The organism is Labilibaculum sp. DW002, assembly GCF_029029525.1.
Lineage (GTDB): Bacteria > Bacteroidota > Bacteroidia > Bacteroidales > Marinifilaceae > Paralabilibaculum > Paralabilibaculum antarcticum.
The window spans coordinates 1-22,107 of the sequence record NZ_JAKJSC010000010.1; the positions used below are offsets into that span (position 1 = coordinate 1).

The window sequence follows — 22,107 nt, forward strand, 5'->3', positions numbered from 1 at the left end:
ATTGTACATTAATTTTTCTTCTACATATAAAGGATTCGTTTAGAGTTTCCTTCATCTTTATTATAGCTTCCTTTAACTCTTGCTAAGGTTTTTTAACCTATATTTTCAGACAATCCATTCAACTTAATAACAGTTTGTTTATCTTTGTTGGCTATGAAACAATCGTTCGTACTTTTACTACTTTTATTAGGCGTTGGCTTGAGTTCTTTTTCTCAAGTATACGACGGTGGCCCTGGTGATGCACTTAGGGGAGGTTCTCGGGATAATCGTGAATTGGGTAAGAAGGATGGAAATGAAATGGATAGCTTAGGTTATAATAGTGTTAAATCACATATTAAAACCTGGAAACTGACTAACCTTGGAACAAAAAGAGATTCGGTTAGCTTGGATACTCTTTTGGGATTACAACACAATTACAATCCTATTTTTAAGAGAAGTATTTCTAATGCATATTTAGGAAATTTAGGTTCGCCATATCAATCTAATATTTATAGAGATAGGATGAAGGATCAAGATTTTTTCTTTTTCTCTACTTTTCGAGCATATATGTTGATGCCTGAGGATTTTGTCCATTTTAATACGACAACTCCATATACAAGTATTGCTTATGAAACTGGTGGTCCGAAAGGAAGATCAGAAAATTTCTTAAAGGTATTACACACTCAAAATATCAAACCTAATTGGAATGTTGGAATCAGTTATAATTTGATTTCTAGTGATGGTCAATACCAGAATCAGAAAACAAAACTGTATGACTTTAGTATTTTTTCTAATTATACCAAAGAAAGATATTCACTTGATTTTGTACTCAATCAAAATACAATTAACAATCAAGAGAATGGTGGTATTGCGGGAGATACTTTGTTGACAGAGACAGATGATAATGCTGAAAATATACAAGTTTCTTTAGATGATTCTAAAAGTAAACTATCAAATATGAATTTTTACATGAACCATTCGTACGGTTTAGGTGAAGAGAATGAAATTATAAATGATCAAGATACCTCATATACTTATCCAATAGATATTGTTTATAATATGAAGTATGAATCAAATTCATGGAGGTTTAAAGAGAATATCTTAAATGATGATTTCTATTCTACTTCTTATTTTGATGCTGATGAGACTTTTGATAAGGTAGATTATTCTAATTTGAGAAACACCTTTCAAATTGTTTTTAATGAAAATAAAAATAAGTGGATTCGTTTGGGTGCAAGGTTCGGCCTGATAAGTGATCTTGGAAATTTTACTTCAAGATTAGTTGAAAATGATTATTCATTTAAACAGAAAAAAACAGAAATTCATAACAATCAGCTTTTGGCTAGTTTGTATAGTACTGCTGGACCATCTTTGAATTGGAAAGCAACTGGAAATTTTGTTTTCGAAGGATATCGACAGAATGACTTAAAATTGAAGTATGAGTTAACGAAGTGGATTGGGAAAAAAGATTCCATTCCACATGGTATTTCTCTTGTTGGAAAACTGGAGTCTAAAACTCCAAATTTCTTTTTGTCTGAGTATTATGGGAATCATCAGCAATGGAATTTGAATTTGGATAAAACTACCGAATTAGAGCTTGGATTTGAGTATTTTAATGAGAAAAGGAAACTAAAAATAGGTGGGCAAATTAACCAAATCGATAATTATACCTACTTTGGCTTAAATGCAACACCCGAACAGACTAATAAAGGAATTACGGTTTTAACCGGATATTTAGAAAAAAGATTTAAGCTTGGAAACTTTTATCTACAACAAAAGTTAGTTGGTCAAAATACTTCTGAGGATGAAATTTTGCCTTTGCCTGATCTTTCTGTCTACAGTAATAATTATTATTCAAACACATTTTTTAATGGTGCCTTAGATATTCAAGCAGGTTTTTCTGTTTATTACAATACTTCTTTTTACGCTCCAAATTATATGCCATCAACTGGTCAGTTTTTCCTTCAAGAGGAGAAAAAGCTAGGTGATTATCCTAAAGTGGATTTGTATTTTAATTTTAGAATCAAGCGTACTCGTATATTTATCATGTACGAACATTTAAATGCTTCAATGGGGAATAAAAATTATTTTACCGCTCAAAACTACCCTCTCAATCCTGCTATGTTTAAATATGGCTTAATTTGGACCTTTTACAATTAAGATTTACTAAACAAAGCCAAGTATAAGAGTCAAATATAACTTGGTTTGCGATCCTATTTTTTCTAATTTTTAATTAGGAAGGGAAAATTTTATGTCTGGACTAAAATATTTAAAATTAATTATACCTGTGATTTTCATGGTTTTTCTTCAAACCTGTAATCAGAACCGTAAGGTTGTACGATTGCAAGTAGAAGACAAACCCGTGGTGGAGCTAAAGCATGTTAAGCTTCGGGGGAAATTACGTGTTGTAACTGATTATAATTCGACCAATTACTTTATTTACAAAGGTAGAACCATGGGCTTTCAATATGAAATGTTGAGAGCATTGGCTAAACATTTGGGTGTAAAGTTAGAACTAAGTGTTAATAATGATCTAGTTTCTTCTTTTAATGCTTTAGAAAATGGTGAAGTAGATTTGTTAGGAATGAATTTGGCGGTTACAAGCGATCGAATTGGTAAATTTAATTTTACCGTACCTCATAGTCAATCTCCACAAGTAATTATTCAACGAAAAATTACCGAAGACTCGAGCAGTTATATTGCTAATAAGGGTGATTTAGATGGGAAGACTATTCATGTTCCAGCTGGATCTTCATTTCAGGAGCATTTGATAGATTTGTCTGATAATATGGACACACCAATTGAATTGATTCCAGTCGATAAGTTAGAAGTAGAGGAATTAATTTCTAAGGTCGCTGATGGTGAAATAGATTATACCATTGCAGATGAAAATGTTGCCTTGGTGAATTCGACATATTATCCAAATTTAGATATTACTACTGCAGTTAGTTTTCCACAGAACCTGGCTTGGGCTTTGCGTAAAGGAACTGATCATCTTACACATGATATTAATTTGTGGTTAATTGAGTTTCAAAAAACAAAAGAGTATAAGAGAATATACCGTCGATATTTCAAAAGTAGCAGAATTGAAGAAATGTTGCAAAGTGAGTTTTTTACTGTGAAAAGTGGGAAAATTTCTGAGTATGATGATTTGTTGAGAGAAAAGTCCAAAATTGTTGGTTGGGATTGGAGATTATTATCTGCCCTTGTTGCTCAAGAGTCTAATTTTGATCCTAAAGCTCGTTCTTGGGTTGGTGCATTTGGTTTAATGCAATTAATGCCTGAAACAGCTTACAGATACGATGTAGATTCTCTTTCTTCTCCAATTGATAATGTTGAAGCTGGTGTGAAGCATTTAAAGTATCTGGAAAAGAGACTAGAGGAAACTTTAGTGGATAAAACAGACCGCTTAAAGTTTATGCTTGCCTCTTATAATGTTGGTTTAGGACATGTTTTGGATGCAAGACGTTTAGCCGTTAAAAACGGAAAAAATCCTGATCAGTGGAAAGGTAGTGTGGATTACTATCTGCTAAATAAATCTAAACCTGAATTTTTTAATGATCCTGTTGTGAAGTATGGGTATTGTCGTGGTGCTGAGCCGTACCAATATGTAATTAAAATATTAGAGCGATACAATCACTATCAGAATATTGTTTTATTTGATGAGACTGGCTCGTAAAAATATTTCTCTTAATTCTGATAGGATCATAGCGGTTGCTCCCCAAATTTTGTGGCCCTTAGCATTAAAGTAAGGTGCTATAATATCAATACCATTCTTTTTAATCGTGTATTCGCCTATGTTTTCGTCTGAAAATAATTGGGAAACTGGCATTTCAATAATTTCTTCAACCTCGAACTCACTCAATTTGAAGTCAGGTCTTTTTTCACAATAGCCTAAAACTGGTAGAACCATAAAATTGCTCACCGGAATGTAAAGTTCAGTTAGAAAACCAAGAATTTTAATTTTTTTACATTCTACACCTAACTCTTCGTTGGTTTCGCGAATGGCTGTAATGGTTCTATTTTCATCACTTTCTTCATATTTTCCACCTGGTAAACTTATTTGTCCACTGTGACTAGTATTTCCAGTAGTTCGTTTCATAAAGGGAAGATATAATTGACCATTTTTTGGATAGAAGAGAAGTAAAACACTGCTATCCTTTGCAATGGTAGGATCGCTGGTTTTTAAAGCATGATCTCGAATTGATGGTGACATTATTTTTTGAGCAGCAAAACCGGGCAAACCATTGTTAAGCTCTGCATTTAATGTTTTGGTAAATTGTTCAAGATCAAATGTTGTTTCTAATATACTCATAAAAGCTTTTTTCTTATCGTACTTAAAGATAAGAATAAAGTTTCCTCTTGATATGAAAAAATTATTAAACTTTTATTTATAATAATAGAAAACCCCAGCGTTAACTGGGGTTTTGTTTACTTTCTAAAATTTTTCACAAACTGTTCTACCTCAGGAACACCTCCTTGGTAAAGTAGGTAACCATTGTATGGCTCTCTTTTTGTGATTTCATCGTTGATTGAATGTTGCATTAAATCAATCACTTCTTCTCTATTAGTTGTTTGTCCTAAAGTCCAACCTAATTTAATATAGGCGGCTTCGGGAAGCATATTATCAAGAGGAATTACGCCCATTGATAATAAGTCTCTTCCAGTATCATATACAAACATATGAGTGTAACCCCAGAGGGTTTGTACCGTCATGAATATATTAACACCTTTTTCGATAGCACGTTTAATTGCTGGATATACTGGTTTGTTGACATGACCAAGTCCTGTCCCAGCGATTATAATTCCTTTGTAACCACAATCTACAAGAGCATCAATAATGTCTGGTTGCATGTTAGGGTAATAATAAAGAATGGTAACTTTTTCTTCGAAGTAAGGCAGAATTTTTACATTTCGATCTTTTCGACGATGATTGTACTGCTTTTTAATAGCTTTAACGCCCTTTCTTGTTACCGTAGCTAATGGAGTATCTCCAAGTGTTCTGAAGGTAGAGCGGTAACTAGAGTGCATTTTACGAACTCTTGTCCCTCGATGCAAGAATCCATATTCATCTGAGGTTGGTCCAAACATACAAACCATTACCTCGGCAATATCCGAATTACCAGCAGCATACATGGCATGCATCAGGTTAAGAGCTGCATCAGAGCTTGGTCGATCTGATGAACGTTGCGAGCCTACAATAACAATTGGTACAGGTGAATTCTGAACCATAAAAGTAAGAGCAGCACCCGTGTGATGCATGGTATCGGTACCATGACCAATAACAATACCATCTACACCATTCTCAATCTCTTTACCAATAGCCTTAGCCAATTGTAAATACTGTGGAGGCCCCATATTTTCACTAAACACAGCAAAAACTTTCTCTGTGGTTAAATTACAGATGTCAGCCAGTTCAGGCACGGCTCCATACAATTCTCCTGGCGAGAAAGCAGGAATTACCGCTCCGGTTCTATAGTCCAGACGGGAGGCAATGGTACCACCTGTACCAAAAAGTTTCACAGCAGGTAAACCTTCGGTAAAAGGAAACTCTTTCTCAGGAATCTTATAATTAGCCTTTTTGTAGCCCGTTTCCTTCATGTCGGTAATGGTAATAATATCCACACCAATATTGTAGCCCGTAATAATTTTTAAAACAATATGCTGATCGTCATCATTTTCTGCACGTGGAAGTATTGTTCCGTCGAATTCTCCTCTTGTAGTAACGATATGTGTTTTTCCCCAAACGCGTACATGGTATTTTTTTAGCGTTTCAAGAGCCATTCCTTTATATCCTTGAAAAATATCTTCCATTACTTCAATTTTTTGTCAATGTTTTCTCTTAATTCTCTTAATTCAATATTACCAATTGCTTGTCTGTGCAATTGTCCCATGATCCAATGAGCAGCATTTTCCATATTTTCGTCGGAATGCAGATCTTTGAATTTTTCTTGCAAAAAATCGATAGGAGCAATTAATTCTCCCATGCTTCTTTTCTTGAATTTTAGACTTGTAAGCATAGATTTAAATTCCATACTTGGATGTTGGTAAAGAATAGGGAATAGATATCGCGCTATATTTGGATGCAATTCTTGTTCATAAATAAATTTAAAAAGACCGATTAGTTTTCGGTAATTAAATTCAGGATGTGCTTTATTTTTGCCGATGATGTTTTTATAGGTATGTCCAAAGAAAATAGCGGTACTTTTAGGATTAAATTGAAAACGATCACAAATTTCTTTTATGATTGGATACAAGTCTTTACTGAAAATAAAATGGTAGGTATCGACAGGTACTCCCCACTTATTCATTTGACTTATTCTTTCATAAATATCATTTGGTAGCTCTTTTCCAAGTTCTGTAATGTACTCATCAGATAATGGAATTGGTGCAGAATCCGTATCAGGATACATTCGATCGGCACCTGGAAGAACTCTTTCAAAAATTGTAGTTCCGTCACTAAATGATTTACGTGTTTCGTTAGGAACACCATCGAAAACCATTTTACAACGTTCGGCGATGGTCTCAATTGCAGTAGGAATATCGTCATTTTTGCCCCAAATGATTATTTGTGCATCATTTGATTTCGCATTTAACTTCTTACGTATTAATTCAAGATCTTGATTTGACAGTAGCTCTTCTTCTTGTTCTGAATGAACTAGATTTGGATGTTCAATACATGCAATTACTTTTAAGCGCTGGGCTAATTCATCAGAAAAATTTTGATTAGGTTGGGTAAAATGAGATAAAATTCCTTTGAATTCAGGAAGGTTGATGGCAATTATTTGCAAACGCTTTTCTTTGCATTCGACTAATGGTGAATAAGTAAATTTGTATTCTAAATATTCAAGTTCTTCGGTTTTAATTTCCCAATCTTCTTTTTGAATTCTTTCAGTGAGTGTTTCTTTAATATGCAATAAAGCCCACTGTCGGAAGGCTTCGTTATGAGAAAGTTCTGGAATCCATTTGTTGTGGGCAACGCCTTTTATTTCTACTCTTGATCCGCCTTTGCAACTAACGTTAACATCTTCTCGGCCTGCTCCCATTCCCGTTTTTACGAGGCCTGTGCTTCGATTTAAAAATCGGATGTATTCTGCAGCTTCTCTTAATTCATCGGGCGTATTTAGCTCTGGAGCCGTTACGGTTTCAATTAAGGGAGTACCTAACCGATCGGTCTTATAAACACGTTCGTGTCCAATATCAGAAATTTCTCGGCATGAGTCTTCTTCGATACTCAACTGTATTAAATTAACCTTTTTGTTACTTAGTTGAATTTGACCATTTACGCCGAGAATTGCAGTACGTTGAAAACCTGTAGGGATACTGCCATCTAAATATTGTTTTCTGGTAATGTGTACTTCACCAACAATATTTAATTTGCACAAGAGCGAAATTCGAAGGGCGATTCCGAGTGCTTCCGGATTAATTCTAAAAGGAGGAGTATCATCAATTTCGTAGGTGCAAGCCGTTTCGTTATTGAGTTGATAGATGATGTTTTTTCGAGTTTTGAACTCCATTAAAGCTGTACCATCATAGCCTCCAAGTTCACTCATTGCAGGCCGCATGTGCCGAATTATTTCAGCATCATAGTCTTCATTCTTATGAAAAACGCCACACGGGCAATGGCAAAATAGCTTTTCTTTGGTGTCAAGTTGCTGATGAACTTCTAATCCAGACATGAAACCAATACGAAGATAATCTTCTGATGTGGCTTTTTTTCGGGGGACATAGCCAATTTTTTTCTTAGTCTGTTGAAAGTTCTTTTTAGGTGTGAATTTCGTATTCATTGGGTTTTGGGTTTTAGAACCCCAAAAAATACTAATTACCTGTTAGTTAAGAAATGATTTAATTCATATTTACTCTTTAATTGAAGCCTTTAAGTAAATATTTATGGTGTAAATGGCAATCTGATTTTAAATCCCTTATTTTCAATATCAGCTCTTATCTTTTCACCAATCGATTGTCCCCAAGACATTCCTGCCTGCATACTTTCTGTGGTGATTTTTGGTAGTTTTTGAGCAATTCTTTTTCCAGCGACTGATTCATAAAAATTAATCATAGCCAATACATCCTCGTGAGAAAGATTCTGCCTGTAAATTGGAAGAAGCATTTTAATCAAATCATCAACGGAAGTATTCACAAATTCAACTTCAGCCTTATCCCAATATTCGGCAGGAACATCAGATTCATGTTGTCTTAGCTGAACAATCATGGCTTTAATAGATTCTTGATAGCTTGCTTGCGATCCGTTAATCTGAAAAAGATATTTTAAATCTTCTTCGTACTTATTTGAATCTTGTCCTGCAGTAGCAAATGTTGATGCTGAAAGGATTAAAACGAAGAGTAATATTATATTTTTCATAGTCTTTAAATTGCTGTTATTTAGTTAACTGAAGCTGCTTAAGAATTTTAGAAACGATGATTTTTCGTTTGGCGGCATCTTCTTTATTTTTAATATCCATATTAATGGCAAAGAAATAAACATTTTCTCCTTTTTCAAGATAACCAACATACCATCCAATTTGCTTATTGATCCGCATTGCCCAACCTGTTTTTGCATGAATGGTATAATTAGGAGTTTGGTCAACAATCATTATATTTTTTGCAATTTCTTGATTTTTCTTCGAAAAAGGAAGTTTGTTTAAGTACAATTTTTGTAAAAAATCAATTTGTTGATTTGCACTAATTCGAATGTCGCCATTGAGCCAGAAGTAGTCTATTTCACCTCCAATGTTTTGATTTCCGTATTGTGATGTATCTACCCAATGTTGCATTTTCTCTTTCCCAATTCGGCGAGCTAATTCTTGATAGAACCAAACAACAGAATATTTTATTGCTGATTTTAGATTATGATCCTGATTCCACTCTTTCACAAAACGTTTTTTTCCATCCCATGTGATCATATCATTTTCATCTTTAATTGCTCCTGTTTCCAAGGCAATCATCGAGTTGATAATCTTGAAAGTAGAAGCAGGAAGAAAGCTTGAATCTAATCGAGCCGAATTGTAGGTCAATTTTTTATCTGCCTTTAAATCAGATATGACAAAACAGCCATCTGCCATTTCCGATTTGAAAATGCTTTCCAAATCAGAGGATGAAAAGTCTTCTAGAATGGATTTTGGTTCGAGAGAACAGGAGACAAGAAATCCGAATAAAAAAAGATATAGAATTGGTTTCATTTGACTTAAATTGTTTCTGAATTTGCTGAAACGATATCTTGTTTTTTATAAACCATCCAGAATATAATTATTGCTATTGAGCAAAGACCAGTGGCTAAAAGGGAACCTTCTAATCCAAATTTCCCCCCAGTTAATAATTCACTTCCCTGTATGGTATGAGAAATAAGAGAATCGGTGTTGGTTCCACTAACTTCGAACCCAAAAATAGGTCCTTGAAAGAAATTCCAACTAAAATGTAAGGCAAGTGGGAACCATAGGTTTTTCGTAAAAATATATCCAATTCCCAATAAAATTCCAGCAAGAAATAGATTAATAATCGCAACTAAAGAGAGGTTTGGATTCAAAAGGTGAAGAGCCATGAACAGTACAGATGAAATTACTAAAGCAATGTACTTGTTCATTGATCCCATCATATTTCTAAGGATGTAACCGCGAACGAATACTTCTTCATTTATTGAAACAAAAATGAACAATAGAACAGCTTGTAATAATCCAATCAAATTAAAATTAATGGTGTCGTAAGTTAGATTACCAGAAAAATATAGTAGTAAACTGCCAATACCCATCATGAATACACCAGCTAGTAATCCGTAAAGGATATCTTTAGATCTTTTTTTAATTGAAAAGCCGATATCAACAAAATTTTCACGATCGATGAAACGAGTGAAAATCCAAACGAGTAGAATGGTTCCAACTGTTCCGAAAATTTGAAGGACAGCAAAAGAAGAGGCCGAAGCATTAGCCATGTTTTGTGCCAACTCCAAAAAATCTTGGTTAGATATTATGGACCAGACATACATTCCGATAGCTTGAAAAATTCCAGTAAAAATTATGAATGGAATAACAATTAAGAGTGCACGTAGCCATCCTTGTTTAATTGCAGGGCTTTTAGTTAGTTCTGACATTTTTGAGTTTTTGGTTAGCAGCTCATAAAGTTAACAAAAGCTAGTTATTATGAAAGAATAAATTGAAATTCGAACTATTTTTATGACACGAAAAATGCTTACCCTGCAAAGGGTAAGCATTGTCCTTATTTGTATAAATAGTTATACAACTCCTTGTGCAATCATAGCGTTGGCAACTTTAACAAAACCACCAATATTTGCACCATTAACGTAATTCACATAACCATTAGACGATTTACCATACTTAACACAAGCTGTATGGATGTCTTTCATGATGCGTTTTAAGTGGTTGTCGACTTCTTCTCGTGACCAACTGATTCGCATTGCATTTTGAGACATTTCTAAGCCAGAAACTGCAACACCACCAGCATTAGCGGCTTTCCCTGGTCCATATAGAATTTCATTTTCTAAATAGACATCTACAGCTTCGGGAGTTGAAGGCATATTAGCCCCTTCCGAAACACAAATACAGCCATTTTCTATTAATGTTTGTGCATCTTTTTTGTTAATTTCATTTTGAGTAGCACTAGGCAAAGCTACATCACAAGGTACGCCCCAAGGTTTTTCGTTCGGATAATAACCAACTTTGAATTTCTTAGCATATTCTTCGATTCGGCCTCGTTTGATGTTCTTTAATCTCATCACATAGGTGAGTTTTTCTCCATCAATACCATCTGGATCGTGTATGAAACCAGAAGAATCGGATAATGTAACCACTTTTCCACCTAGTTCATTTACTTTTTCTACTGTGAATTGAGCAACATTACCAGAACCTGAAACACAAACTGTTTTTCCTTTTAAACTGTCATTTTTTGACTTAAGCATTTCCTGAGCAAAATACACATTACCATAGCCGGTTGCTTCCGGACGAATTAAACTTCCTCCCCATTCAGCTCCTTTCCCTGTTAAAACTCCTGTAAATTCATTTTTTAGACGTTTGTACTGTCCAAACATGAATCCAATTTCTCTACCACCAACTCCAATATCTCCTGCAGGCACATCCGTATTTGGACCAATGTGTTTACAAAGTTCGGTCATGAAACTTTGGCAAAACCTCATTACTTCACCATCCGATTTTTGTTTTGGATCAAAGTCTGATCCGCCTTTTCCACCACCCATCGGTAGTGTAGTTAAGCTGTTTTTGAATACCTGTTCGAATGCAAGAAATTTTAGGATACCTAAATTTACAGTAGGATGGAAGCGTAAACCACCTTTGTATGGGCCAATTGCACTGTTCATTTCAATACGATAGCCTCGGTTTACTTGAATTTCTCCCTTGTCATCAACCCAAGGAACCCTGAAGATTAAGATTCTTTCTGGTTCGGATATTCTTTCCAGAATTTTTGCTGTTTTGTACCTTGGATTTTCTTCCAAAAATGGAAGTAATGATTCAACAACTTCATGAACCGCTTGATGGAACTCTATTTCCCCCGGAGTTCTACTTTTCAAATTGTCCATAAATTCCTTGCTTGAAGGAGCTTTTAACATTGTTGTCATGATGATAATGTTTAAGTTAGACATGATTTATTTTGTGTGATCTAGCCAATCGCATTTTGGGAAACGAGTAGCTCTATTAAAGGTAAAAAAGAATCTACTCAAGGTCAAGTGGTTGGATCTCAATTAAATTCATTAAATTTAAGAGAGCCTATGAACAATAGCTGATTAAGAGCAAATGGCATACTATTTTTATTGTATCTACGTAAGTAAACCCAATATCTATGGAATCAGAAACTGGTAATGATCATGGAATAAGTAGAATAATTGCGGAAAATATTGAACGTTTAAAGGAGCTTTCTGCGATCAATCAAACAACAAGTATAATAAAGGAAGGAAAGTCAATAGAAGATACCTTGCAGCAAATTTGTTTTATACTTCCAAAAGCATGGCAATATCCTGAATTTACTGTAGCCCGTATTGTTTTTGAAGGACAAGAATATCTTAGTTCGGGTTTTCGCTTATCGCAATGGACACTTACGCAGGAATTTTTGACAATAGATAATCGAAGTGGGCGAATTGAGGTTTGTTACGTTAAAAAATTCCCAACATTAGATGAAGGACCTTTTTTGAAGGAAGAAAGGCATTTAATAGAAAATATTACCCATATCATTGTTGGCTATATAAATAGTGAAACGGGAAAGCATCTTCTGACACAAACGAGAAGAAAAGATCCTGATAAAAAGGAAACAATTGGGCCATATGTACCGGTGACCAATCGGAAATTATTACAGAATTTTTTAAATAAGAATAATTCAGACCGGGATATTTACCATGATCTAATGCCTTTTAAGGTTAAAGAGATTTTACTGGTAGCCAATTTATACGATGCATACTGCATAGAGCGAGAAGGAAGATTTTCGGAGCAAATTTCCAGTGAATATCATCAACTGAATTTGACCTCTATGCCAAGGGTTACAGGTGTTTCTACTCTAGAAGAGTCAATGGAGTTATTGCATTCGCGACATTTTGATATGATTATTTTAATGGTTGGTGTAGATAAGAAAACGCCTATTGAATTAAGTGAGCGAATAAAAAAAGAATTCCCATACATCTCAATTTTTTTATTACTGAATAATGATGCGGACATTGCTTTGTTCGAGGAACAGAGGTCGGAGTTGGTAAGTGTAGATAAAATATTTGTATGGAATGGAGAATCACAGGTTTTCTTCGCTATGATTAAGAGTTTAGAGGATAAGGTTAATGTAGAAAATGATACTAAAATTGGATTGGCTCGAGTGATTTTGCTTGTAGAAGATTCTGCCAAGTATTATTCTCGCTACATGCCGATGCTTTATCAAAGTGTACTGGCACAAACCCAACGGATTATTCAAGATGTAAGTACAGATGCTCAATATAAAATTCTTCGATTAAGAGCTCGCCCAAAAATATTATTAGCCTCTAACTACGAAGAGGCAATGAATATCTATTATCGATATAGAGAATATTTACTCTGCTTAATTTCTGATGTGAAATTTAAGAAGGATGGTATTTTTATGGATGACGCAGGAATTAATCTGGTGAAAGAAATAAAGGGGGAGTATCCAAATTTACCTGTAATTTTACAATCGTCGGATGTTACCAATGCGGCTCATGCTTTTACCATGAAATGCAGTTTTATTAATAAGAATTCGGAAACGCTACGTGGTGATATTCGCTTGTTTATTCGCCAGTTTTTAGGCTTTGGAGATTTCATTTATAAAGATGCTGCGGGAAAAGAGATTGCTACTGCTAAATCATTAAAAGAATTTGAAGAATATCTATTTCATATTCCAGGAGAATCCTTGGTTTATCATGCTACAAAAAATCACTTTTCTCTTTGGTTAATGGCGCGTGGTGAAATTCGAATTGCAAAAATGATTGCCCCTTATCGGATTAGTGATTTTAAATCTGCCGAAGATCTTAGGGATTATTTAATTAATGTAATTCAGAATTATCGAAACGAGAAAAATAAGGGAAAAGTTGTTGAGTTTGATGCAGATTTTGCTTTGAATTCGAATAATATAGTCACTTTATCGACAGGCTCTTTGGGAGGAAAAGGTAGAGGCTTGGCTTTTATAAATTCGATGCTATTTAATTTGAATTTAAGTCGGTTTGTGCCTGGAATTAACATTAAAGCGCCAATGACTGCAGTAATTGGTGTAGATGAATATGAGTCTTTTTTAGATCGAAATAATTTGCTCGAAAGAATGAAAGAGGTGACGAATTTTGATGAGATTCAACGAATGTTTATTGATTCGGAATTGACTCATAGATTGGTTCATAAAATTAGAATATTATTGATGAATTTTGAGCAACCATTGGCCATTCGTTCATCGGGTTTGTTCGAGGATTCTTTATTACAGCCAGTTGCAGGTGTTTTTCAGACTTATTTGGTTCCTAACAATCATACTGATTTAGATACTCGTGTTCGACAAGTTACCGATGCAATTAAATTGGTTTATGCTTCAATATTTTCGGATGAATCGAAATCGAATGTCTTTGCCATGAATTATAAAATAGAAGAAGAGAAAATGGCAATTGTGATTCAGGAGGTGGTTGGAAATCAATATGAATCTACTTTTTACCCTCACATATCTGGCGTAGCACAATCGTATAATTACTATCCATATGGTCATATGAAACCTGAGGAAGGCTATGCGGTTTTGGGTGTTGGTTTGGGTAAATATGTTGTTGATGGGGAGAAAGCATTTCGATTTTCACCAGTTTTTCCAACCATCGAAAATAATTCTGCTAAAGATCAATTTAAAAACTCGCAGGTAGAATTTTATGCCGTCAATCTTAATAAACCAGATTTAAACCTTTTGGAAGGGGAAACTGCAGGTTTAATTCGTTTGGATATAGACGATGCAGAAGATCATGGAAATTTAATGCATTGTGCATCTGTTTACAATGCTCTAAACGATACCATTAGTCCGGGTTTAGATACAATGGGGCCAAGAATCATCAATTTTGCCAATATCTTAAAATACAATTACATTCCTTTGGCGAAAACCATCGAATTGGTTTTGGATATCATAAAGGAAGCAATGGGATCTCCTATTGAAATTGAGTTTGCGGTTGATTTATCGAAGGACAAAGATGGAAAAGCTTCTTTTTATTTGTTGCAAATAAAACCTTTAATCGGGAATGTGGATGAGTATCATATTGATCTGAGTGAGATTGACCGAAAGAAAGTTTTGATGATTTCCGAAATGAGCATGGGTAATGGTTTGGTGGATGATATCGTGGATGTAATTTATATTGTACCAGAATTATTTAAGAAAGACATGACTCCGGATATTGCTTCTACTATTTCTAAGATTAATGAGGAAATGAGACAGGAAAGGAAAAGGTTCGTTTTGATTGGACCAGGTCGTTGGGGAACACGAGATAGATGGATTGGTATTCCTGTGAAATGGAATGATATTTCATTCTCTAAATTGATTGTTGAAACCAGCTTTGAGGATTATCCTTTAGAGGCGTCTTCTGGTTCGCATTTCTTCCACAATGTAACCTCGATGAACATTGGCTATAGTTCTGTGCATCATCACTCCGAGACTTCTTTTATCGACTATCAAATATTGAAAGATCAAGAATTAGTAGCTGAATATGGTGCAGTACGGCATGTTCGCTTTAAAAAGCCTTTAACGATTAAATTAGATGGCAAAAAAAGAATGGCTGTTGTCAGTTGGGAAAAGTAATGTTTATTTGAGCGATTTAAAATGAATTATTTCTGCACTTAAATTTTGCTCATGATATCCAGAAACCTTTACCAGTAATTCAAAATATTTTGGGAAATTCCCTTCGTATTCTGGGTATTGTTTTAGAATTGTTTCTTCGGCATTTTTATTGGTAACTAATTCCATTAAGCCTTTGTTGCCTATTGAATGAGAGTCTGAGATAATGGATAAGGTTTTTCCTTTTGGGGTAGGAATTTTTACGAAAAAAGCGTAATCCGTGTAAAAGTCATTGTAGGATTTTACAGCAGTGTATTTAATTGTATCTCTTTCATTTATCAGTGCCAAGCTGAGACCATTTTTATTAGGTATCCTGATTGAAGTTTTGGCTAAAAATTCATGGAATAATCCAATTGATTTCAAGGAAGTAAGGGCAATTGTGTTGTTGTTTTTTATATTCTCGATATTGATATCTTCTCCAGATTTCAATTGAATTTCGTTATTGCTTTTAGATAATGCTTTGAATAAAAGTGGTAAGGAGTTGATGTTGTTGTTGGCGAAATATGAAATGTCACTTTTATTGATATCATATTGATTTTTAGAGAATAAACTGGGTGTATTTGTTAATTCTACTTCCGAATTGATATTGAAATCTCGCACAACAAAAGTTGAATCATTCTCTAGATTTCGAACGGTGTAAAAAAATGGATTGGCAAGCATAAGGTTAACATCGCCTTCATCTGTGACATATTCATTCCAAATTGAATTTGCTGATTTTTCAGTATTAAAAATTCCAATTTGCCAAAATATCAACAAGTTGAGGAGAAGTAGGGCGCTTATGCTGACAATAAATAATTTAAGTGAGCTTGTGTTTGTCGTATTTGTTTTAGACTCAGGCAAACGAAAATTGAGATCGTATTTCCCTTTGGGGATTTCAATAATTATTTTTTCGTTTTGGCCTTCTTTTTTGTAGTAATCATCAAGTTTGGCTCTTAGTTTATGAACGTAAACACGAGCAATTGTTTCATCATTTTCTTTTAGGTCACCTTTCCTCTTGAACAAATCAATAGCAATATTAATTGCTTTCACATGAACCTCTTTTTTATGTGATTCAAATAGATAATGTAAAAGTTCTCGAAGCATTTCTGATCTTGAAAATACCTTACTCTTAACGATTTGTTCAATAATTTTTTTCTTTTCTGATTCCGTTATTTTCATTGCTACTTGTCAGATATGTAGAGGTTTGAAGGAAGTGGTTACGGTAACTAGTTACCGTTTTTAACTTTTAAGAATAAAATTTCAATCGTATTATTGTTTCAAACCGAAAGATATAACAAAACTAAAAATATCATATCATGTTAAAGCAAAAATTGCATTACTTCCTTGTTCTGTTTATTGGAATTTACTTTTTATCCAGTTTTACAGCTGCTGCCGAAAAGAGAATTACCTATTCGATCAATAAGAATGAATGGAAATTTATAAAAGAGGATGTTAAGAATGCACACAAAACTTCTTTTAAAGATAATGAGTGGCTTAGTGTAAGTATTCCTCACGATTTTAATGGAGGAATTGATGGAGTAAACAATGACGTATTAGAAGGACGTTTCGATTTTGAAAACGATGTTCGAACTATGTATAAAGGTCCAGCATGGTATCGTACAAATTTTAGTATTAATGAAAAGCAGGTCGGGAAACGAATATTTGTCGAATTCGAGGCAGTATCTTTAGAAGCTCAGGTTTGGGTAAATGGAAAAAAAGCAGGAACTCATCAAGGAGGATATACAGCTTTCTCAATTGATATTACTGATTTTATAAAGTTTGGGAAAGAAAATGTGTTGGCAGTAAGAGTCGATAATTCTAACAATTCGGGAATTGCACCATGGATGTTCGATGAAAAAGGTTCCTTCCCATTTAGTTTTGATTATGCAGTTTATGGAGGTATTTATCGTGATGTTTGGATTAACATTACAGACCCTGTAAAGATTGAAAAGGTTTTTAATACACCCGTTTGTGGTGGACAAGCGCCAAGCGTTTTATCGATTAATACCAAAGTGAAAAACTATTCGAAACAAACAAAAAAAGTAAAATTAAATTCTAAAATTTATTCTCCGGAAGGAAAATTAATAGCTGATAAAAAAATAAGCAAAAGCATTGAAGCTGGCGCCGAAGTAAGCTTTAAACAATCGGAATCAGCCCTTGGTGATGTGAAACTTTGGAGTATAGATAATCCTAAACTCTATAAAGTTGTTTCTACAATCAGTTATGATGGAAAGGAAGTAGATAATTTTGAAAGTAGTTTTGGATTTAGATATTACACTTTGGCAAATAATGAAGGCTTTAGCTTGAATGGAGAGTCAATGATGTTGCGTGGTGTGAATCGTCATCAGGACATGGAAGGCTTGGGTTATGCTTTGCCAAATGAACAACATTATGCCGATGTTCAAATTATTAAGGATGCCGGTTTTAATGCGATTCGTCATGCACATTATCCTTGCGATAGAGAATTTGCAAAAGCTTGTGATGAGTTGGGCATAATGCTTTGGTTGGAAATTCCGTTAACGGGAAGTGTTTCTGATGATCCTGCATTTACGGCCAACTGCAAGCAGCAGATGAAGGAAATGATTGAGCAGTATTATAACAATCCGTCTGTAATTGTTTGGGGAGTTGGGAATGAGTCCGATCGTTCGGGAGCAAACGAGGCCGGATCGAATAAACTGTACAAAGAATTAGTTGCTATCGCAAAAGGAATTGACCCAAATCGACCAACAACAGGTTGCAATTTCAAATACAAATCGAATCAAGAAATTGTTGATGTTTATGCGCCTCAAGACTGGAATGGCTGGTATATGGGAGAAATCGATTTGTATAATCCGAATCAAATGATTGGAGAATATGGTGCTGATATTGAATATACAACACATAGTGAAGAGGAGTTTGATGTTAGTAAGAATTACTATTCTTCAGGGAAAGTAGAATTTTGGTCTCAGGAATATGGATGTTTGCTGCACGAGTACAAAATTTCAAAAGGAATGTCGAATAAAGAAAAATTCCCAGGACAATTTGTTTGGGTTGGTTTCGATTTTGCTTCTCCAAGAATTGGCCGTGGAATGAACCCAATTCCTTATATGAATCAAAAAGGATTACTACTACACGATCATAAAACCAAAAAGGATGTTTATTACTTGTACCAGAGTATGTATCGAAAAGCAAGCGATTGCCCTATGCTTTATATTGTTTCGGAATCGTGGACCGATCGTTTTGACGAGCCTGGAGCCAAGGATGTTTGGGTGTATAGCAATTGCGATTCGGTTGTGCTTTACAACGATTTAAAACGAGAAGTTTCATACGGATCGAGAGTGAAAAATGCTGGTCCTAGAGGTGATACTCGTTTTCAGTGGGATTCAATAACTGTTGATAAGGATGCTCTTTATGCCGAAGGTTGGTTTGGCAATAAAATCGTAGCAAGAGATACCATTCAATTGGTTAAAATACCTGATTTAGAGAAATAAGAAATAGAATACAAAGGGCGGGTGAATCAACCTGTCCTTTCTTTTTAGTCGAATTTAATTGCCTTAGCCGGAGTTATTTTTGTAATTAAATAGGAAGGAATTAACAGCATAGATACTGTTGCAATTAAACTACCTATATTTAAAAGTATAAGGTGGCTAATGTTAAGATTAATTGGAACCGTGTCTACGTAATAGTTCGCAGGATCTAATGGAATAATTTCGAACCAATATTGAAGCAAGCAAATGCTAATTCCAATCACATTTCCCCAAAGCATACCTTTGCCGATTAGCATTGAAGATTGATAAAGGAAAATTTTACGGATCGACCAATTTGGAGTTCCCAATGCTTTCAAAATTCCAATCATGTTGGTTTTTTCCAGAATAATAATTAAAAGGCCAGATACCATGTTAAAGCCGGCAACTAAAATCATCAAGCTAAGAATAATCCATACATTAAGGTCTAACATATCAAGCCAACTAAAAATTTGAGGATATTTTCTAACAATATTTCTCACTTTTAAACTGGCACCATCTGCAGAAAAGGAACTTGCTGTAATACCCTTTACTTGATGTTCTATATAGGCTAGATCATCAAAGTCATCAATGAAAATTTCATAACCACTAATTTCATCCTCAGTCCAATCATTAAGTTTTTGAATGTGTTTGATATCGCAAAACAAAAACAATTGGTCGAATTCCTGCATTCCCGTATTGTAGATTCCCGTAATGGTAAACCTTCTCATGCGAGGAGGATTCTGAATAAAATGGAGAGATATTTTGTCGCCTAAATTAAGATGGAGCAGAGTAGATAATCTTTCTGAAATTAGAATGTCGTTACTTTTTCCATCATCAGATAATTGAATTGTATCTCCTTCTACAATGTGCTTTTTAAAAAAGTCCCAATCGTAATCAAGACCTACACCATTTAAAACAACACCTTGAATTTCCGATTTTGTTTTTAGGATTCCTGGTTTGGTTGCAAAAGCCTGAACATGCTTAATGCCAGAAATATTCTCAATTTGATCTATTGAAACTGTGCTTTTTTCAATTGGTTGAGTTTCAAAAGAGGAATTGTTGTCGTAATTTGTGATTTGGATATGTGAGCCAAATCCAATAACCTTGTTTGTAATTCCAGCTTTAAAACCTGTAACAATAGCAACAGCAAGAATCATAACAGCTAAGCCTAATGCAATGCCAAGAGTTGCAATACTAATGATAGGTCGAGAAATCTGTCGATCAGATTTATTCTTATAAGTAATTTTTTTGGCAATGAAGAGTTCTAAATTCAAATTAAAGTTCTTTTTTTTAGATTAATACAAAAGTAGTAATTTCAAGATTACAGAAGAGAAAAATAGATTAAATGAGAAAAATAAAACAAATAATGCAATTTCATGTACTGATTTCATGCCTGATTATTCAGTTTGGAATGAGTGCTTGCGCACAAAATAATAGTGAGGAATTAATTGTAGGGGCAGACAATTACCAAGAATATTTACCTGCCTTGGAAAGTAAAAATATCGCAATTGTAGCTAATCAATCGTCTTTAATAGCTGGTGAACATTTGGTTGATTTTTTACTGACTAAGAATGTGCAAATTGCAAAAATTTTTAGCCCAGAGCACGGTTTTCGAGGGAATGCAGATGCTGGCGAAAAAATAGCCAATGGAAAAGATGTGAAAACAGGTTTGTCTATTATTTCCTTGTATGGAAAACATTACAAGCCCTCAGCAAAAGATTTGGAAGGTGTTAATCTGGTTTTGTTTGATATTCAAGATGTAGGAGTTCGTTTTTATACTTATATATCTACTCTTCATTACGTAATGGAAGCTTGTGCCGAGCAGAACATTCCGCTAATTGTGTTGGATCGGCCAAATCCTAATGGACATTATGTAGATGGACCAGTATTGGAAATGGAACATAGCTCTTTTGTAGGCATGCATCCGGTTCCTGTTGTATACGGAATGAGTATTGGAGAATATGCTAAGATGATTAATGGAGAACATTGGTTGAAAAATAAGATACAGTGCGATTTGAAAGTTGTTCCTTGTCAGAACTGGAATCGAAATAAGATCTATTCATTACCAGTTAAACCATCGCCAAATTTACCTAACGATTTGTCGGTTAGCTTGTATCCATCTTTGTGTTTTTTTGAAGGTACAGAAGTAAGTGCAGGTAGAGGAACAGATGCTCCTTTTCAATTGTACGGACATCCATCTTTTACTCAAGGAGAATATAAATTTACGCCAAGAAGTATTTCAGGAGCAAGTAAATACCCAAAATTTGAAGGAAAAGAATGTACGGGATATGATTTAAGGGCAATTAACACGCAAGAATTTCGCAATAGGAAAGAAATCGATTTGTCATTTTTATTGACAGCATATGGTGAACTTAAAAAGGAGCCAAAGTTTTTTAATTCATTTTTTATGAATTTGGCAGGAACAAAAAAATTGCGAAAACAAATTGAGAATTCGTTAAGTGAAGAAGAAATTCGAAAAAGCTGGGATGCAGATATTCATAACTTTTTAAAAATCCGAAGTAAATACCTGATTTACTCTGATTTTGAAAATGAAAGGAATTAGAAACATCTGGTAAAAAGGAAAGTCGTTCTCGACTAGGCTGAAAATTTGATGACCTGTAATGCCATTTTATTGATTATTTGAATGGATTTTATTTAGAACTTTTCAAAATAATCGGTAAATTTAAAGGAGAGTACTAATAATAAATTGAAGAAAATGGCATTTACCTTACAATTATCAGACAAAGCTCCTAATTTTAAATTGCCTGCAACCGACGGCATATCATATAAACTTTCCGATTTTAAATCATCAAAACTACTTGTTGTATTTTTCACCTGTAACCATTGTCCTTATGTGATAGGTTCTGATGAAGATACACGTGCAATTGCTGATAAATATATTCCACATGGTGTTGAGTTTGTAGCAATCAACTCTAATTCGGCTAACACTTATGAGGAAGATGATTACGATCACATGGTTGACCGAATGGAAGAGTATGAATTCCCTTGGGTATATCTATATGACGAAACACAGGAAGTTGCAAAAGCATATGGAGCTTTAAAAACACCTCATTTTTATCTTTTTGACGAAGGAAGAAAGTTGATTTATACAGGAAGAGCTGTTGATAATCCTAAAGACACTTCAAAGGTTGAAGTTAGAGACTTAGAAAGAGCCATAGATGAATACTTGGGAGGAAAGCCAATTTCGGTTCCTTTGACTAATCCAATTGGCTGTAATGTAAAATGGGATGGGAAAGACAAACATTGGATGCCAGCCGATGCTTGTGACTTGGTTTAAAATATTTCTTTTTAGATAAAATAAAAACGGCCCCAAAATTTGGAGCCGTTTGCTATATAGAATAAGCTT

15 protein-coding genes are annotated in these 22,107 nt (G+C 34.4%); 6 read left to right on the forward strand and 9 right to left on the reverse strand.

What is annotated here, in order from left to right; all coding sequences use genetic code 11:
- Positions 1 to 153 precede the first annotated feature (153 nt).
- Positions 154 to 2,139: a putative porin gene (locus tag L3049_RS20235; RefSeq protein ID WP_275111657.1), complete on the forward strand. Its 1,986-nt coding sequence runs from the start codon at positions 154 to 156 to the stop codon at positions 2,137 to 2,139.
- A 91-nt stretch (positions 2,140 to 2,230) separates the two neighbouring features.
- Positions 2,231 to 3,658, forward strand: coding sequence for an MltF family protein (locus L3049_RS20240; protein WP_275111658.1), 1,428 nt, complete (start codon positions 2,231 to 2,233; stop codon positions 3,656 to 3,658).
- Here the strand turns inward: L3049_RS20240 and L3049_RS20245 are convergent.
- The 7 genes from L3049_RS20245 to gdhA all read right to left on the reverse strand — a co-directional run bounded on the left by L3049_RS20245 (position 3,635) and on the right by gdhA (position 11,560).
- On the reverse strand, positions 3,635 to 4,294 hold the full coding sequence (locus L3049_RS20245; RefSeq protein ID WP_275111659.1) for an NUDIX hydrolase: 660 nt from the start codon (positions 4,292 to 4,294) through the stop codon (positions 3,635 to 3,637). The genes L3049_RS20240 and L3049_RS20245 overlap by 24 nt on opposite strands.
- Before the next feature lie 116 nt (positions 4,295 to 4,410).
- The gene (gene gatD, locus L3049_RS20250) at positions 4,411 to 5,793 is read right to left on the reverse strand and encodes a Glu-tRNA(Gln) amidotransferase subunit GatD (protein WP_275111660.1); all 1,383 of its coding nucleotides are present in this window, start codon (positions 5,791 to 5,793) and stop codon (positions 4,411 to 4,413) included.
- Positions 5,793 to 7,766 (reverse strand): Glu-tRNA(Gln) amidotransferase subunit GatE, encoded by a 1,974-nt coding sequence (gatE, locus tag L3049_RS20255; RefSeq protein ID WP_275111661.1) that lies wholly within the window; start codon positions 7,764 to 7,766, stop codon positions 5,793 to 5,795. Before gatE ends, gatD begins: the two co-directional genes overlap by 1 nt.
- Positions 7,767 to 7,867: 101 nt before the next feature.
- Positions 7,868 to 8,341, reverse strand: coding sequence for a DUF2059 domain-containing protein (locus L3049_RS20260; RefSeq protein ID WP_275111662.1), 474 nt, complete (start codon positions 8,339 to 8,341; stop codon positions 7,868 to 7,870).
- 16 nt (positions 8,342 to 8,357) lie between these two features.
- Complete coding sequence (gene blaOXA / locus L3049_RS20265) at positions 8,358 to 9,158, reverse strand: class D beta-lactamase (protein WP_275111663.1); 801 nt, start codon at positions 9,156 to 9,158, stop codon at positions 8,358 to 8,360.
- 5 nt (positions 9,159 to 9,163) lie between these two features.
- Positions 9,164 to 10,063, reverse strand: coding sequence for a CPBP family intramembrane glutamic endopeptidase (locus L3049_RS20270; RefSeq protein ID WP_275111664.1), 900 nt, complete (start codon positions 10,061 to 10,063; stop codon positions 9,164 to 9,166).
- Between the two features lie 141 nt (positions 10,064 to 10,204).
- On the reverse strand, positions 10,205 to 11,560 hold the full coding sequence (gene gdhA, locus L3049_RS20275; protein WP_342753467.1) for an NADP-specific glutamate dehydrogenase: 1,356 nt from the start codon (positions 11,558 to 11,560) through the stop codon (positions 10,205 to 10,207).
- 221 nt (positions 11,561 to 11,781) lie between these two features.
- Between gdhA and L3049_RS20280 the strand changes: the two genes are divergently transcribed.
- Positions 11,782 to 15,240: a DUF5752 family protein gene (locus L3049_RS20280; protein WP_275111665.1), complete on the forward strand. Its 3,459-nt coding sequence runs from the start codon at positions 11,782 to 11,784 to the stop codon at positions 15,238 to 15,240.
- A 3-nt stretch (positions 15,241 to 15,243) separates the two neighbouring features.
- On the opposite strand, the gene L3049_RS20285 is transcribed toward L3049_RS20280, so the two are convergent.
- Positions 15,244 to 16,434 carry a hypothetical protein gene (locus L3049_RS20285; RefSeq protein WP_275111666.1) on the reverse strand — a complete coding sequence of 397 codons (1,191 nt, stop codon included), beginning with the start codon at positions 16,432 to 16,434 and terminating at the stop codon, positions 15,244 to 15,246.
- Positions 16,435 to 16,571: 137 nt separating this feature from the next.
- Between L3049_RS20285 and L3049_RS20290 the strand changes: the two genes are divergently transcribed.
- Positions 16,572 to 18,725, forward strand: a complete 2,154-nt coding sequence (locus L3049_RS20290) for a glycoside hydrolase family 2 protein (RefSeq protein WP_275111667.1) — start codon at positions 16,572 to 16,574, stop codon at positions 18,723 to 18,725.
- Positions 18,726 to 18,769: 44 nt separating this feature from the next.
- Here the strand turns inward: L3049_RS20290 and L3049_RS20295 are convergent, their stop codons facing one another.
- The gene (locus L3049_RS20295) at positions 18,770 to 20,014 is read right to left on the reverse strand and encodes an ABC transporter permease (RefSeq protein WP_275111668.1); all 1,245 of its coding nucleotides are present in this window, start codon (positions 20,012 to 20,014) and stop codon (positions 18,770 to 18,772) included.
- A 71-nt stretch (positions 20,015 to 20,085) separates the two neighbouring features.
- Here L3049_RS20295 and L3049_RS20300 point away from each other — a divergent pair, with 71 nt between their 5' ends.
- Both L3049_RS20300 and L3049_RS20305 read left to right on the forward strand, forming a co-directional pair.
- On the forward strand, positions 20,086 to 21,303 hold the full coding sequence (locus tag L3049_RS20300) for an exo-beta-N-acetylmuramidase NamZ family protein (protein ID WP_275111669.1): 1,218 nt from the start codon (positions 20,086 to 20,088) through the stop codon (positions 21,301 to 21,303).
- A 153-nt stretch (positions 21,304 to 21,456) separates the two neighbouring features.
- The gene (locus tag L3049_RS20305) at positions 21,457 to 22,038 is read left to right on the forward strand and encodes a thioredoxin family protein (protein WP_275111670.1); all 582 of its coding nucleotides are present in this window, start codon (positions 21,457 to 21,459) and stop codon (positions 22,036 to 22,038) included.
- Positions 22,039 to 22,107: the final 69 nt, after the last annotated feature.

Coding starts and splice junctions, on each gene's coding strand:
- L3049_RS20290 (WP_275111667.1), top strand. CDS start 16,572: ATGTTAAAGCAAAAATTGCATTACTTCCTTGTTCTGTTTATTGGAATT.
- L3049_RS20270 (WP_275111664.1), bottom strand. CDS start 10,063: ATGTCAGAACTAACTAAAAGCCCTGCAATTAAACAAGGATGGCTACGT.
- L3049_RS20285 (WP_275111666.1), bottom strand. CDS start 16,434: ATGAAAATAACGGAATCAGAAAAGAAAAAAATTATTGAACAAATCGTT.
- gdhA (WP_342753467.1), bottom strand. CDS start 11,560: ATGACAACAATGTTAAAAGCTCCTTCAAGCAAGGAATTTATGGACAAT.
- L3049_RS20300 (WP_275111669.1), top strand. CDS start 20,086: ATGAGAAAAATAAAACAAATAATGCAATTTCATGTACTGATTTCATGC.
- L3049_RS20240 (WP_275111658.1), top strand. CDS start 2,231: ATGTCTGGACTAAAATATTTAAAATTAATTATACCTGTGATTTTCATG.
- gatD (WP_275111660.1), bottom strand. CDS start 5,793: ATGGAAGATATTTTTCAAGGATATAAAGGAATGGCTCTTGAAACGCTA.
- gatE (WP_275111661.1), bottom strand. CDS start 7,766: ATGAATACGAAATTCACACCTAAAAAGAACTTTCAACAGACTAAGAAA.
- blaOXA (WP_275111663.1), bottom strand. CDS start 9,158: ATGAAACCAATTCTATATCTTTTTTTATTCGGATTTCTTGTCTCCTGT.
- L3049_RS20235 (WP_275111657.1), top strand. CDS start 154: ATGAAACAATCGTTCGTACTTTTACTACTTTTATTAGGCGTTGGCTTG.
- L3049_RS20245 (WP_275111659.1), bottom strand. CDS start 4,294: ATGAGTATATTAGAAACAACATTTGATCTTGAACAATTTACCAAAACA.
- L3049_RS20305 (WP_275111670.1), top strand. CDS start 21,457: ATGGCATTTACCTTACAATTATCAGACAAAGCTCCTAATTTTAAATTG.
- L3049_RS20260 (WP_275111662.1), bottom strand. CDS start 8,341: ATGAAAAATATAATATTACTCTTCGTTTTAATCCTTTCAGCATCAACA.
- L3049_RS20280 (WP_275111665.1), top strand. CDS start 11,782: ATGGAATCAGAAACTGGTAATGATCATGGAATAAGTAGAATAATTGCG.